The organism is Geodermatophilus sp. URMC 63 (genome assembly GCF_053502565.1).
In genome coordinates this window covers 637,147-649,614 of record NZ_CP199956.1, presented here as the reverse complement: position 1 = coordinate 649,614, position 12,468 = coordinate 637,147, and the positions used below count along the sequence as shown (strand labels likewise).

General features: G+C 74.5%; 11 protein-coding genes and 1 pseudogene. 9 read left to right on the top strand and 3 right to left on the bottom strand.

Features of this window, described 5'->3' with window-relative positions; genetic code table 11:
• Positions 1–32: 32 nt before the first annotated feature.
• From mdh to ACWIZO_RS03045, 3 genes are all read left to right on the top strand, one after another.
• Positions 33–986, top strand: coding sequence for a malate dehydrogenase (gene mdh / locus ACWIZO_RS03055; protein WP_448641078.1), 954 nt, complete (start codon positions 33–35; stop codon positions 984–986).
• Between the two features lie 53 nt (positions 987–1,039).
• Positions 1,040–2,263 (top strand): NADP-dependent isocitrate dehydrogenase, encoded by a 1,224-nt coding sequence (locus tag ACWIZO_RS03050; RefSeq protein WP_448641077.1) that lies wholly within the window; start codon positions 1,040–1,042, stop codon positions 2,261–2,263.
• A 526-nt stretch (positions 2,264–2,789) separates the two neighbouring features.
• Complete coding sequence (locus ACWIZO_RS03045) at positions 2,790–3,305, top strand: endonuclease domain-containing protein (RefSeq protein ID WP_448641076.1); 516 nt, start codon at positions 2,790–2,792, stop codon at positions 3,303–3,305.
• Between the two features lie 61 nt (positions 3,306–3,366).
• On the opposite strand, the gene ACWIZO_RS03040 is transcribed toward ACWIZO_RS03045, so the two are convergent.
• Positions 3,367–3,723, bottom strand: coding sequence for a CAP domain-containing protein (locus tag ACWIZO_RS03040; protein WP_448641075.1), 357 nt, complete (start codon positions 3,721–3,723; stop codon positions 3,367–3,369).
• Between the two features lies 1 nt (position 3,724).
• Here ACWIZO_RS03040 and ACWIZO_RS03035 point away from each other — a divergent pair, with 1 nt between their 5' ends.
• Together ACWIZO_RS03035 and ACWIZO_RS03030 are read left to right on the top strand one after the other, a co-directional pair.
• Positions 3,725–4,306: a hypothetical protein gene (locus ACWIZO_RS03035; protein WP_448641074.1), complete on the top strand. Its 582-nt coding sequence runs from the start codon at positions 3,725–3,727 to the stop codon at positions 4,304–4,306.
• 440 nt (positions 4,307–4,746) lie between these two features.
• Positions 4,747–6,063: a hemolysin family protein gene (locus ACWIZO_RS03030; RefSeq protein WP_448641073.1), complete on the top strand. Its 1,317-nt coding sequence runs from the start codon at positions 4,747–4,749 to the stop codon at positions 6,061–6,063.
• Positions 6,064–6,125: 62 nt separating this feature from the next.
• Here ACWIZO_RS03030 and galE read toward each other — a convergent pair whose 3' ends face one another.
• Positions 6,126–7,082, bottom strand: coding sequence for a UDP-glucose 4-epimerase GalE (galE, locus tag ACWIZO_RS03025; protein WP_448641072.1), 957 nt, complete (start codon positions 7,080–7,082; stop codon positions 6,126–6,128).
• Here galE and hisC point away from each other — a divergent pair.
• The 4 genes and pseudogenes from hisC to ACWIZO_RS03005 form a co-directional block, all read left to right on the top strand.
• Positions 7,081–8,259, top strand: a complete 1,179-nt coding sequence (hisC, locus tag ACWIZO_RS03020; RefSeq protein ID WP_448641071.1) for a histidinol-phosphate transaminase — start codon at positions 7,081–7,083, stop codon at positions 8,257–8,259. The genes galE and hisC overlap by 2 nt on opposite strands.
• Before the next feature lie 15 nt (positions 8,260–8,274).
• Positions 8,275–9,297 carry a tryptophan--tRNA ligase gene (gene trpS, locus ACWIZO_RS03015; RefSeq protein WP_448641070.1) on the top strand — a complete coding sequence of 341 codons (1,023 nt, stop codon included), beginning with the start codon at positions 8,275–8,277 and terminating at the stop codon, positions 9,295–9,297.
• On the top strand, positions 9,294–9,866 hold the full coding sequence (locus tag ACWIZO_RS03010) for a 2'-5' RNA ligase family protein (RefSeq protein WP_448641069.1): 573 nt from the start codon (positions 9,294–9,296) through the stop codon (positions 9,864–9,866). The genes trpS and ACWIZO_RS03010 overlap by 4 nt, the downstream gene beginning before the upstream one ends.
• A gap of 92 nt (positions 9,867–9,958) precedes the next feature.
• Positions 9,959–10,933, top strand: a pseudogene (locus ACWIZO_RS03005) (YihY/virulence factor BrkB family protein); the annotation flags it as partial.
• A gap of 31 nt (positions 10,934–10,964) precedes the next feature.
• Here ACWIZO_RS03005 and ACWIZO_RS03000 read toward each other — a convergent pair.
• A complete protein-coding gene (locus ACWIZO_RS03000) occupies positions 10,965–12,422 on the bottom strand; it encodes a D-alanyl-D-alanine carboxypeptidase family protein (RefSeq protein WP_448641068.1) in 1,458 nt (485 codons plus the stop codon).
• Positions 12,423–12,468 lie beyond the last annotated feature (46 nt).

The following is a 12,468-nucleotide window of genomic DNA, read 5'->3' as shown; positions in this document are numbered from 1 at the left end:
GGCGCCCGGCCCACGGCGCTAGGTTGACGCCCATGGCAGAGCAGACCCGGAACGGAAAGGTCACCGTCGTCGGTGCCGGCTTCTACGGCTCGACCACCGCCCTCCGCCTCGCGGAGTACGACGTCTTCGAGACCGTCGTGCTCACCGACATCGTCGAGGGCAAGCCCGAGGGCCTGGCCCTCGACATGAACCAGTCCCGGCCGATCGAGGGCTTCGAGACGCGCGTCCTCGGGGTCGGCGGCGGCTCCTACGAGGGCACCGAGGGGTCCGACGTCGTGGTGATCACGGCCGGCCTGCCCCGCAAGCCCGGCATGAGCCGCATGGACCTCATCGAGACCAACGCCAAGATCGTCCGCCAGGTCGCCGAGAACGTCGCGCAGAGCTCGCCGGACGCCGTCGTCATCGTCGTGTCCAACCCGCTCGACGAGATGACCGCGCTGGCGCAGCTGGCCACCGGCTTCCCCAAGAACCGGGTGATGGGCCAGGCCGGCATGCTCGACACCGCGCGCTTCACCAACAACGTCGCCGAGGAGCTCGGCGTCCCGGTGTCCTCGGTGCAGACCCTCACGCTGGGCTCGCACGGCGACACGATGGTGCCGGTGCCCTCGCGCTGCACCGTCGACGGCAAGCCGCTGGCCGACGTGCTCGCCGCCGACCGCATCGAGCACCTCGTGGACCGCACGCGCAACGGCGGCGCGGAGGTGGTCGCGCTGCTCAAGACCGGGTCGGCGTACTACGCGCCGTCGGCGGCCGCGGCCCGCATGGCCCGGGCCGTCATCGAGGACTCCGGGGCCGTCATGCCCGTGTGCGCGTGGGTCGACGGCGAGTACGGCATCTCCGGCGTCTACCTCGGCGTGGAGGCCGAGATCGGGCGCGAGGGGGTGCGCCGCGTGGTCGAGGGGGACCTGTCCGAGAGCGAGCTGTCCGGCCTGCGCGAGGCGGCCGAGGCCGTGCGGGCCAAGCAGGCCGACGTGGCCGACCTGTGACGGCCGACCTGTGACCGACTTCCGGCCCGAGGGGCCGGAGCTGTGGAGAGGGAATGTCTGACGTGAGCAAGATCAAGGTCGAGGGCACCGTCGTCGAACTCGACGGCGACGAGATGACCCGGATCATCTGGCAGTTCATCAAGGACCAGTTGATCCTGCCGTACCTCGACGTCAACCTGGAGTACTACGATCTGGGCATCGAGCACCGCGACGCCACCGACGACCAGGTCACGATCGACTCCGCCAACGCCATCAAGCAGCACGGCGTCGGCGTCAAGTGCGCGACGATCACGCCCGACGAGGCGCGGGTCGAGGAGTTCGGCCTGAAGAAGATGTGGCGCTCCCCGAACGGGACGATCCGCAACATCCTCGGCGGCGTCATCTTCCGCGAGCCGATCATCATGCAGAACGTGCCGCGGTTGGTGCCCGGCTGGACCAAGCCGATCGTCGTCGGCCGTCACGCCTTCGGTGACCAGTACCGCGCCACCGACTTCAAGTTCCCCGGTGAGGGGACGCTGACGATCAGCTTCCAGCCGGCCGACGGCTCCGCGCCGATCGAGCACGAGGTGTTCCAGTCGCCCGGCGGTGGCGTCGCGATGGCGATGTACAACCTCGACGACTCGATCCGCGACTTCGCCCGCGCCTCGATGAACTACGGCCTGCAGCGCGGATACCCGGTCTACCTCTCGACGAAGAACACGATCCTCAAGGCCTACGACGGCCGGTTCAAGGACCTGTTCGCCGAGGTCTTCGAGGCCGAGTTCTCCGACCAGTTCGAGAAGGCCGGGATCACCTACGAGCACCGCCTCATCGACGACATGGTCGCCGCGTCCCTCAAGTGGGAGGGCGGCTACGTCTGGGCCTGCAAGAACTACGACGGCGACGTGCAGTCCGACACCGTGGCGCAGGGCTTCGGCTCGCTGGGCCTGATGACCTCGGTGCTCATGAGCCCCGACGGCCGCACGGTCGAGGCCGAGGCCGCCCACGGCACGGTGACCCGCCACTTCCGGCAGCACCAGCAGGGCAAGGAGACCTCGACCAACCCGATCGCGTCGATCTTCGCCTGGACCCGGGGCCTGGCCCACCGCGGCAAGCTGGACGACACGCCCGAGGTCACCCGGTTCGCCGAGACCCTGGAGAAGGTCTGCATCGACACCGTCGAGAGCGGCCAGATGACCAAGGACCTCGCGCTGCTGATCAGCAAGGACCAGCCGTGGCTGACCACCCAGGACTTCCTGGCGGCCATCGACAGCAACCTGCAGAAGGCCATGGCCTGAGACCTGAGGCCGTCACCCTGCGCGGGTGACGAACACACGGCAGTGGCCCTCTCGACGAGTGCGAGGGGGCCACTGCCGTGTCTGCGGCTTGTGGACGGCGCCGCTGCGGACCGCCCGGCGCGGCAGGGTGGCAGGCGTGCCGGTTCCACCTGCGCGCCCGCCGGCCCTCCGAGGACGGGTGTTCCGAGGGAGCGCGGTCGTCCGGCAGGGCCTCTTGACGCGGAAGCAGTTGCGCAGCTCCGCCTGGCGACGGCTGCGGCAGGACGTGTACGCCGACTCGGCGCTCCCTGTGACGCACCGGCTACTGGTCAGCGCGGTCGGGCTCGTGCTGCCCGCGGGCGCCGGGTTCACCGGCCGGAGCGCCGCGACCCTGTGGGGCGTTCCCGGCATCGCGACTCCCGACGATCCGGTCGAGGTGATCCTGGAAACCGGCTCCCGGTGGAACGCGGGCCCCGGAGTCCAGGTCCGGTCGTCACCGGATGGGCGGGAACTGGTCCGCCGAGGGCGGTGGCCGTGCTCGAGCCGGGTGGACACGGCAGTGGACCTCATCCGGTGGGCCGCCACGGAGGAGGACGCGGTCATCCTTCTCGATCGCCTCTGTGACGAGGGCATGGTGCGGCTGGACGACGTGCGGACCGCCGTCCGGGCGCTCCGGCCTTGCCGGGGCAGTGGACGGGCACGACGAGCCGCCGCGCTCGCCGACGGCCTGGCCGGCTCGCCCCAGGAGACCCGGTTGCGCCTGCTCCTGCCCCGCGACGGGCTCCCAGCACCCACGGCACAGGTCCGGGTGTTCGACGACGAGGGCTTCGTGGCCCGGGTCGACCTCGCCTACCCCGACCTGAAGATCGCGATCGAGTACGACGGGCTCTGGCACGGCGGGCGGCGAGCCTTCCTCAGCGACCGGCGGCGCCTGAACCGGCTGGTCGCCGCGGGATGGGTCGTCCTGCACGTGACGGTCGAGGACCTCCGGAACCCGAGGGAGCTGGCGGCACGCATCCGGGCCCTGCATGCGCGCCGGCTGGTAGAGACGAACACACGCTGAGGGCCCCCTCGACGGTCGCGAGAGGGCCCTCAGCACGTGTTCGGCGCGGCGTGGACGTCGGTCAGGCCCCGAAGAGCTGGGTCCACCAGGGGCCGCCGGACCCCTCCGCGACGCCGACGCCGAGCTTCGTGAGCGAGCAGTCGAGGATGTTGGCCCGGTGGCCGGGGCTGTCCATCCAGGCCCGCATGACGGCGGCGGCGTCGGGCTGCCCCTGGGCGATGTTCTCGGCCCGTGCGTAGCCGACCCCGGCGGCCCGGGCCCGGTCGAACGGCGACAGGCCCTCCGGGGTGGTGTGCGAGAAGTACCCGCGGTCGCGCATGTCGGCGCTGTGGGCACGCGCCACCGCGGCGAGGGCCGGATCGGCGGTCAGCGCCCCGCACCCGGCGTCGGCGCGGGCCTGGTTGACCAGCGTCAACACCGTGGCCTCCGCACCGGCCGGAGCCGCGGCCGCCGGGAGGGACCTGCTCGTCGCGGACGGTGGGGTGGCGGACGCCGACGTGGCCGACGGTGAGGTGGCGGACGGTGAGGTCGCAGTGCCGGACGGCGTCTGGCTGGACGACGTCTGCGGCCCGGCAGCCGCGTTGCCCGCCGACGAGGTGCCCGCCGCCGAGTCCCCGGTGGAGGAGGTGCCGGGCGCCGCGTCCTCGGACGAGCCCCCGGACGACGAGCCCCCGGACGACGAGCCCCCGGACGACGAAGTCCCGGATGACGAGGCGCCGCCCGTCGAGGTCCCCGCCGTGGACGACGCGTCGGGCGATCCGTCGGCGACGGAGGTCCCGGTCGCCGGCGGACCCGCCGCGGACGGATCCCCCGAGGACGACCCCGCGGTCGACGTTCCCGGGCCGGCGGAGGACCCGCCGGCGCGGGACGTCCCGGCCGAGGACGCCCGGGCGGACGCCGACCCCGACGACGTCCTCCGAGGACCGGACCCGGCCGTCGTCCCCGGCGCGGACCGCTCGCCGTCCACGCCCATCTCCACCACGCCGGTGCGCCGGGCGTGACCGCCGTCCGCGGTGCGCGTGGACCCCGTCGCCGCGGACTCGGCCGTCGTCAGGCCGCCACGGCCCGCGGCGAGCAGCGGGGCGAGCAGGGCGATCCCGGCCACGACGAGCGCCACGAGCAGCGCCGGCAGGGCGCCACGCCGCGCGAGGAGGAACCGCGGCAGGCTGATCAGCCGGGCGAGGACGCCGCGGGTACGGGCGGACGGCGGGGAAGGCCGGCGGTGGTGCACGGGAGACCTCACGGGAGTCGACATGTCACTACGTGTGATTTAGTGAAGACTAACCGTAGCCAGCCGCTCCTCGGCAGGGTGGTGTGACCGAGGTCACGGACGGACGTGGCGCGGATGCCGGTGTGAGCTCCGGCCGGCCGTCCCGGCAGCATGGACACCGGCCACCACCCCGAGACGCCATCCCCCCGAGCACCGAGGAGCGCCCCGCCGGTGAGCGACGTCTGGCTGGACATCGTCATGGTCGTCGTCTTCGTGCTGGTCGGCGGCGTCTTCGCCGGAGCGGAGATCGCGCTGGTCTCGCTGCGGGAGGCGCAGGTCCGGGCGCTGTCGGAGCGCGGCCGCCGCGGCCGGGCGCTGGCCCGCCTGCTCGGCGACCCCAACCGCTTCCTCGCCGCCGTCCAGGTGGGCGTGACCCTCGCCGGCTTCCTGTCGGCCGCGTTCGGTGCCAGCACGCTGGCCGAACCGCTGAGCGACTGGCTGGTGCGGCGGGGCGTGGGGGAGGGCGTCGCCGACCCGCTGGCGCTCGTCCTGGTCACGGTCGCGATCAGCTACGTGTCGCTGGTCGTGGGGGAGCTGACACCCAAGCGGCTGGCCCTGCAGCGCGCCGAGGGCTTCTCGCTGCTGGTGGCCCGCCCGCTCGACGCCATCGCCGCGCTGTCCCGGCCGGTGATCTGGCTGCTGTCGGCGTCGACCAACGTCCTGGTCCGGCTCCTCGGCGGCGATCCCCGGGCCAGCGGCGAGGCGATCAGCCAGGAGGAGCTGCGCGACCTCGTCGCCGCGCACGAGTCGCTAAGCAGCGACGAGCGCCGGCTCATCGACGAGGTCTTCCGCGCCGGCGACCACGAGGTGCGCGAGGTCATGACGCCGCGCACCGAGGTGGAGTTCCTCGACGCCTCGACGACGGTCAGCCGCGCGGCGCGGCAGGTCGCGGAGTCGGGCCGGTCGCGCTACCCGGTCACCGGCCGCGACCAGGACGACGTCGTCGGCTTCGTGCACGTGCGCGACCTGCTGCTGCCCGGCCACCCGGCCGGCCGCGCGGCGACGGTCGGCGACCTGGCCCGCGAGGTCAAGCGGCTGCCCGGCACCGCCGGCGTGCTCACCGCCCTGTCGGAGATGCGCCGCGAGAACCAGCACCTCGCCGTCGTCGTCGACGAGTACGGCGGCACCGACGGCATCGTCACCCTCGAGGACCTCATCGAGGAGGTCATCGGGGAGATCTACGACGAGTACGACGCGGAGGTCGTCCCCGAGGGGGCGGAGGAGCCCGGCGGGCCGCAGGAGGTCGACGGGCTGCTCAACCTCGACGACTTCGCCGAGGTCACCGGCCTGCGGCTGCCCGAGGGGCCCTACGAGACCGTCGCCGGGTACGTGCTCGCCGAGCTCGGCCGGCTGCCCGACGTCGGCGACGCGGTGCAGGCCGAGGGGCGCACGCTCACCGTGCTCGAGCTGGACGGACGGCGGATCGCCCGCCTGTCGGTCACCCGCGCCCCCGACCCCGAGCCCGCCGCCGCCGACCCCGAGGCATAGGAAGCTCTCCCTACGTCCGAGGTGCCGCGGACGTGGGGAGAGCTTCCCATGCCTGGGCCGTCTCAGGTGCGCTTCTGGGCGACCTCCCAGGCGTCGCGCACGATCCCGGCGAGGTCGGTGTGCCGCGGCGTCCAGCCCAGGTCGGCCCGGATCCGGTCGCTGGCGGCCACCAGCTGCGCCGGGTCGCCGGCCCGCCGGGCGCCGACCTCCACCGGCACCGGGTGCCCGGTCACCTCGCGGACGGCGTCGACGACCTGCTGCACCGAGAAGCCGGTGCCGTTGCCCAGGTTGTAGATGCGGTGCTCGCCGGGCTCCGGGGCGGTCAGCGCCAGCAGGTGCGCGTCGGCGAGGTCGGAGACGTGGATGTAGTCGCGGATGCAGGTGCCGTCGGGGGTCGGGTAGTCCTCGCCGTAGACGGTCATCGCCTCGCGCGTGCCGGCGGCGACCTGCAGCGCGATCGGGATGAGGTGGGTCTCGGTCGTGTGCCGCTCGCCCAGGCCGTGCGCGGCGCCCGCGACGTTGAAGTACCGCAGGCTCACGGCGGCGAAGTCGTAGGCGGTGGCGTAGCTGGTCAGCATCGCGTCGACGGCGAGCTTGGTGGCGCCGTAGGTGTTGGTCGGCCGCGTCGGCGCGTCCTCGCGGATCGGCACCTGCTCCGGCTCGCCGTACGTGGCCGCGGTGGAGGAGAAGACGATCCGCCGGCAGTCGACCGCCCGCATCGCCTCGAGCAGCGCCAGCGACCCGCCGACGTTGTGCTCCCAGTAGATCTCCGGCTTTCCCTGCGACTCGCCGACCAGGCTCTTGGCCGCGAAGTGCAGCACCGCCTCGGGCCGGACGTCAGCCAGCACCGGCGCCGACTCCTGCAGCGTGGCCTGCACGAACCGGGCCCCCTCCGGGACCGCGTCGGCGTGCCCGGTCGACAGGTCGTCGAGCACGGTGACCTCGTGGCCGCCCTCGAGGAGGGCGGCGGTGACTACGCTGCCGATGTAGCCGGCCCCACCGGCGACGAGAACTCGCATGGGGGCCACCCTAGGAGCCGTCGTCCGGGAGGACCTGTCCGTGGTCAGCGCACGTCCGGCCGTGCAGGCGCTGCCGGCCTACAAGCCGGGGCGCAACCCCGCCGACCTGGCGCGCGAGCTCGGCGTCGAGCGCGCGGTCAAGCTGGCCAGCAACGAGGTGGCCTTCCCGCCGCTGCCGGCGGTCGTGCAGGCGCTGTCGGCCACGGCGGGGGAGACCCACCGCTACCCCGACAACGGCGCGGCCGTGCTGACCGCCGCACTGGCCGCGCACTACGGCGTGGCGCCGGAACAGGTGGTGCCCGGCTGCGGCGCGGTGATGCTCTGCCAGCAGCTCGCCCAGGCGTTCAACGACCCGGGGACGACGATCGCCTTCGCCTGGCGCTCCTTCGAGATGTACCCCCTGCTGGCCCAGGTCGCCGGGGCCCGCAGCACCCAGGTCCCGCTGGTGCCCGGCACCCCCGGCGGCTCGCCCGACACGCACGACCTCGACGCGCTGGCCGACGCGGTCGACGAGAGCACGCGGCTGGTCTTCGTCTGCAACCCGAACAACCCCACCGGGACGGCGGTGCGCCGGGCCGCGCTCGAGCGCTTCCTCGACCGGGTGCCCGAGACCGCGCTCGTCGTCCTCGACGAGGCCTACCGGGAGTTCGTCACCGACCCCGACGTCCCCGACGGCCTCGGGCTCGTGCGCGGCCGGTCCAACGTCGTGGTGTTGCGCACGTTCTCCAAGGCGTGGGGGCTGGCCGGGCTGCGGGTCGGCTACCTGGTCGCGGAGGACCCCGCCGTCGCCGACGCCGTCCGCCGCACGCACGTGCCGTTCAGCGTCTCGAGCCTCGCCCAGGCCGCCGCGGTCGCCGCGCTCGGCAGCGCCGACGAGGTCGCCCGCCGGGTGGCCGCTGTCGTCGCCGAGCGCGACCGGCTGACCGCCGCCCTGCGCGGGCGCGGCCTGGAGGTGCCCGACAGCCAGGCGAACTTCGTGTGGCTGCCGCTGGGGGAGCCGACCGCCAGGGTGGCCGCGGCGCTGGAGTCGCGCGGGATCATCACCCGGCCCTTCGCCGGTGAGGGGATCCGGGTGACGGTCGGGACCCCCGAGGAGGACGACCTGTTCCTGGCCGCCCTCGACACCGTCCTCGACACCGTCCTCGACACCGTCGGCACCGGTGCGCCGGTCGCCTGAGCCGCGGCTGGTTTGATGGCCGTCGTGGCTCCTCCCCGTGTCCTCTCCGGCATCCAGCCGACGGCGGGTTCCTTCCACCTCGGCAACTACCTCGGTGCGCTGCGGCAGTGGGTCGCGCTGCAGGAGACGGCTGAGGCGTTCTACTGCGTCGTCGACCTGCACGCGATCACGATGGACTGGGACCCCGAGGAGCTGCGGCGCAACACCCTCACCGCCGCCGCCCAGCTGCTCGCCCTCGGCGTCGACCCCGGGCGCAGCACGCTGTTCGTGCAGAGCCACGTCCCCGAGCACGTCCAGCTGTCCTGGGTCCTGGAGTGCCTGGCCCGCTTCGGCGAGGCCAGCCGGATGACGCAGTTCAAGGACAAGAGCCAGCGCGAGGGCACCGCCGGCTCCTCGGTCGGGCTGTTCACCTACCCGGTGCTGATGGCCGCCGACATCCTCGTCTACCAGGCCACCCAGGTGCCGGTCGGTGACGACCAGCGCCAGCACCTGGAGCTCACCCGCGACCTCGCCATCCGCTTCAACGGCCGCTTCGGCGACACCTTCCCGGTCCCCGAGGGGTTCATCCCGCAGGGCGGGTCGCGGGTCATGGACCTGCAGTCGCCCGAGAAGAAGATGAGCAAGAGCCTGCCGCCGGCCGGCTGCGTGTTCCTGCTCGACGACCCGAAGGTGACGGCGAAGAAGATCCGCTCGGCGGTCACCGACACCGGCCGGGAGGTCGTCGCCGACCCGGAGGGCAAGCCGGGGGTCACCAACCTGCTGGCCATCCACAGCGCGCTGTCGGGGCGGTCGGTGCCGGAGCTCGAGGAGCACTTCGCCGGTCGCGGCTACGGCGACCTGAAGAAGGAGCTCGCCGAGGTGGTGACCGACTTCGTGACGCCGGTGCGCGCCCGCACGCAGGAGCTGCTCGACGACCGCGCCGAGCTCGAGCGGCTGCTGGCCGCCGGCGCGGCCCGCGCCCGCGAGGTGGCCGCCCCCACCGTCCGCGTGGCCTACGAGCGGGCCGGGTTCCTGCCCCCGGCGGGAGCGGGCGCGTGAACGACGACACCTTCGTCGGGCGCAGCCGCACGGCGCTGCCGGAGACCTGCGTCGTCGGCGTGCTGGTGCCGGTCCCGGAGCCGTGGGCGCAGCTGCTGGTCGACTGGCGGGCCAAGGTGGGCGACGCCCAGGCGACGCTCGTCCCCCCGCACGTCACCCTGCTGCCGCCCACCGAGGTGCCCCGCAGCGAGCGCGCGGCCATCGGCGAGCACCTCGCCCGCGTCGCCGCCGGGCACCCGCCCTTCGAGATGCACCTGTCGGGCACCGGCACGTTCGCCCCGGTCTCCGACGTCGTCTTCGTCGCCGTCGCCAAGGGCATCGGCAACTGCGAGCTGCTGGCCTCCGACGTCCGGTCCGGACCGCTGGCCCGCACCCTGTCCTTCCCCTACCACCCGCACGTGACCGTCGCCCACGACGTCCCGCGCGACATGCTCGAGCTGGCCTACACCGGCCTGGGCGACCTCGCCGCCGAGTTCCGCGTCTCGTCCTTCACCGAGTACGAGCAGACGCCGGCCGGCGTCTGGACCGTCGCGCGCGAGTACCCGCTCACCGGCCCCCCGCACCGCTGAGGGACCCCCGGACGGACGCCTCGCGGGCTCCCGGCGGCGCCCGGGACGGGGCCGCGCAGCGGCGGGGCGCCCCAGGGCCCAGACTGGCCGGGATGGGTGCACCTCGGGACGGCGGCCCGCGGACGGACGGCACCTCCCGGGGCGGCAGCGTGCGCACCGCGGCGGTCCGCACCGCGACCGTGGGCGGCGCCGCCGTCCGCACCGCCGCCGTCCGCACCGCCGCCCGTGGCGGCACCGCCCTGCGCCGGCCGTGGGAGCGGGTCGCCGTGGTGGGCGGCCGGATCACGGCCGTCGTCGAGTCGCAGCGCCGGCGTCGCCGGTGGTTCGACCACCTGGCCCGGGCCGGCGGCCGCTACACCCGGACGCAGGGCGACCTCCTGGCCGCCGGCGTCACCTACTTCGTCTTCCTGGGCCTGTTCCCCGTCCTGCTGCTGGTCGCCTCGGTCCTGGCGCTGGTGTTGTCGAGCGACGCGCTGCTGCAGCAGGAGCTGTTCTCCGCCGTCCGGGAGGCGTTCCCCGGCTCCACCGGCCGCACCATCGTCGGGGAGCTGCGCTCGGCGGTGGGCGCGGCCGGGATCACCACCCTGCTCGGCGCGGCGGGGTTCCTCTACGCCGGGCTGCGGGCCATGGACAAGCTGCGCATCGGCATGGAGCAGACCTGGAAGGGGCAGGTCGACGAGCCGGAGTTCTGGCGGGACAACCTGGCCGACCTCGTCGCGCTGGTGGCGTTCGGTGCGGTGGGCCTGGCGAGCATCGGGCTGACCGGCTTCGCGACCCGGGCCACGTCGTGGGTGCTCTCGCTGCTCGGCATCCAGGACGCCCCCGGCCTCGCGCTGCTGACCGGCACGCTGGGCCTCGGGCTGGCGTTCGCCGGCGACGTCGTGGGCTTCCTGTGGCTGCTGCGCGTGGTGCCCTCGACGTCGCACCCGCTGCGGCTGCTGCTCCCCGGAGCGCTGCTCGGGGCCGCCGGGTTCGAGGTCATGAAGCTGCTGGGCAGCCTCTACCTGTCGCTGATCTCGGGCAACGTCACGTCCTCCGCGTTCGGCGGGGCGGTCGGCACCCTGGTGTGGATCAACCTGGTGGTCCGCTTCGCCTTCTTCACGGCCGCGTGGACGGCGACCCTCCCGTCCCTGGCGCCGGCGGTCCCCGCCGTCGAGGAGGACGCCGTCGAGGAGGACGAGGAGGAGCCGGTGCCGTCCGGCGCACCGCCCGCCGGCGGCCGATGAGCGCCGCGACGACGACCGCGACGGCGGCCGCCCCGAGCCCGACCGCCGGGAGCCGGTGGGGGCGGTCGTCGGCGGCCGGAGAGGGCGCGCCGGCGGCCACCGGCGCGGGGCCGGCGGGCACCGGCGTCGCGGAGACGGCCGGCTCCGGCGCGGGGACGTCGGACGCCGAGTGCACCAGCGTGCCCACCCCGCCCAGCCCGGCGGGGACGGCGAAGCCCCAGTCGAGCAGCCGCGCGGCCTGGTCCGCGGCGCGCAGCGGCCGCTTCTCGGTACCCATGACGCTGACCACCAGCCGCCGCCCGCCCCGCTCGGCGGCGGTGACGTAGGTGTGCCGCGCGGCGTCGGTGAAACCGGTCTTGCCGCCCAGCCCGCCGGGATAGCCGGCCAGCGGGTTCTCGTTCTGGATCTCGAAGCCGGCCGAGCGCCCCTCGACGGCGGGCATCCGCGCGGTGGGCGTGGTGAGGACGGCGGCGGTGACCGGGTCGGCGACCAGCTCGCGGAACACCAGCGCCAGGTCGTAGGGCGAGGAGGACTGCCCGGCGACGTCGAGCCCCGACGGCGTCCCCGCCACCGTGTCGAAGGCGCCGAGCCCCAGCGCCGTCGCGTTCATCGCCTGCACCGTCGCCGCCGCCCCGCCCGCCGCCCGGGCCAGCGCGTTGGCCGCGTCGTTGCCCGACTGCAGGATCAGCGCCTCGAACAGCAGCGCCACGGGGTAGCGGCCACCGGCGACGATCCCGACCCGGGTGCCCTCCATCGCCTCGTCCTCGACGGTGCCCTCCACGACCAGCGCGGGGTCGAGCCGGTGCACCAGCGTGAGCAGCGTCAGCGTCTTGAGCGTGCTGGCCGGGTAGTAGCGGCCGTGCGGGTCGTGGGCGGCGAGGACCTCCCCGCCGGTGACGTCGGCGACCAGCCAGCCGGGGGCGACGACGCCGTCGGGCAGCGGCGGTGCGCCGTCGACGACGACCGTGCCGCGGGTGTCGAGCCCCTCCCCGCCGACGGTGACCCCGCCCGGGCCGTGGCCCTGCGGCGGTCCGCCCGGCAGGGGCGCGGTGGGCGTCGGCGCGGCGGGGTCGACGGTGGGGCGCGTGTCAGGCGCCGACGGGGCTTCCGCCGGCCGGGGTGCGGCCGTCGGCGGGGGTGCGACCGGAGACCGGGGCGCGGCCGCGGCGGGCCAGGGCGCCAGGGCGAGCAGCACGGCCAGGAGGACGGCGGGCAGCAGCGACCACCGCGTCCCCGGTCCCCGCCGCGCGGGCCGGACGCCGGCCGGGCAGGGCACCGGCCCGGCCGCCCGGAGGCGTCGACGGTGGCCCGGGGCACGGCGGGCAGCCACTTCGCAACGATCCCATCTCGGTCCACCGCACGGGTGGCGGCGCGGA

Excerpts from the sequence above, each read along its gene's own strand:
- galE (WP_448641072.1), bottom strand. The coding sequence starts at position 7,082 with ATGCGAGTTCTCGTCGCCGGTGGGGCCGGCTACATCGGCAGCGTAGTC.
- mdh (WP_448641078.1), top strand. The coding sequence starts at position 33 with ATGGCAGAGCAGACCCGGAACGGAAAGGTCACCGTCGTCGGTGCCGGC.
- ACWIZO_RS03050 (WP_448641077.1), top strand. The coding sequence starts at position 1,040 with ATGTCTGACGTGAGCAAGATCAAGGTCGAGGGCACCGTCGTCGAACTC.
- trpS (WP_448641070.1), top strand. The coding sequence starts at position 8,275 with ATGGCCGTCGTGGCTCCTCCCCGTGTCCTCTCCGGCATCCAGCCGACG.
- hisC (WP_448641071.1), top strand. The coding sequence starts at position 7,081 with ATGGGGGCCACCCTAGGAGCCGTCGTCCGGGAGGACCTGTCCGTGGTC.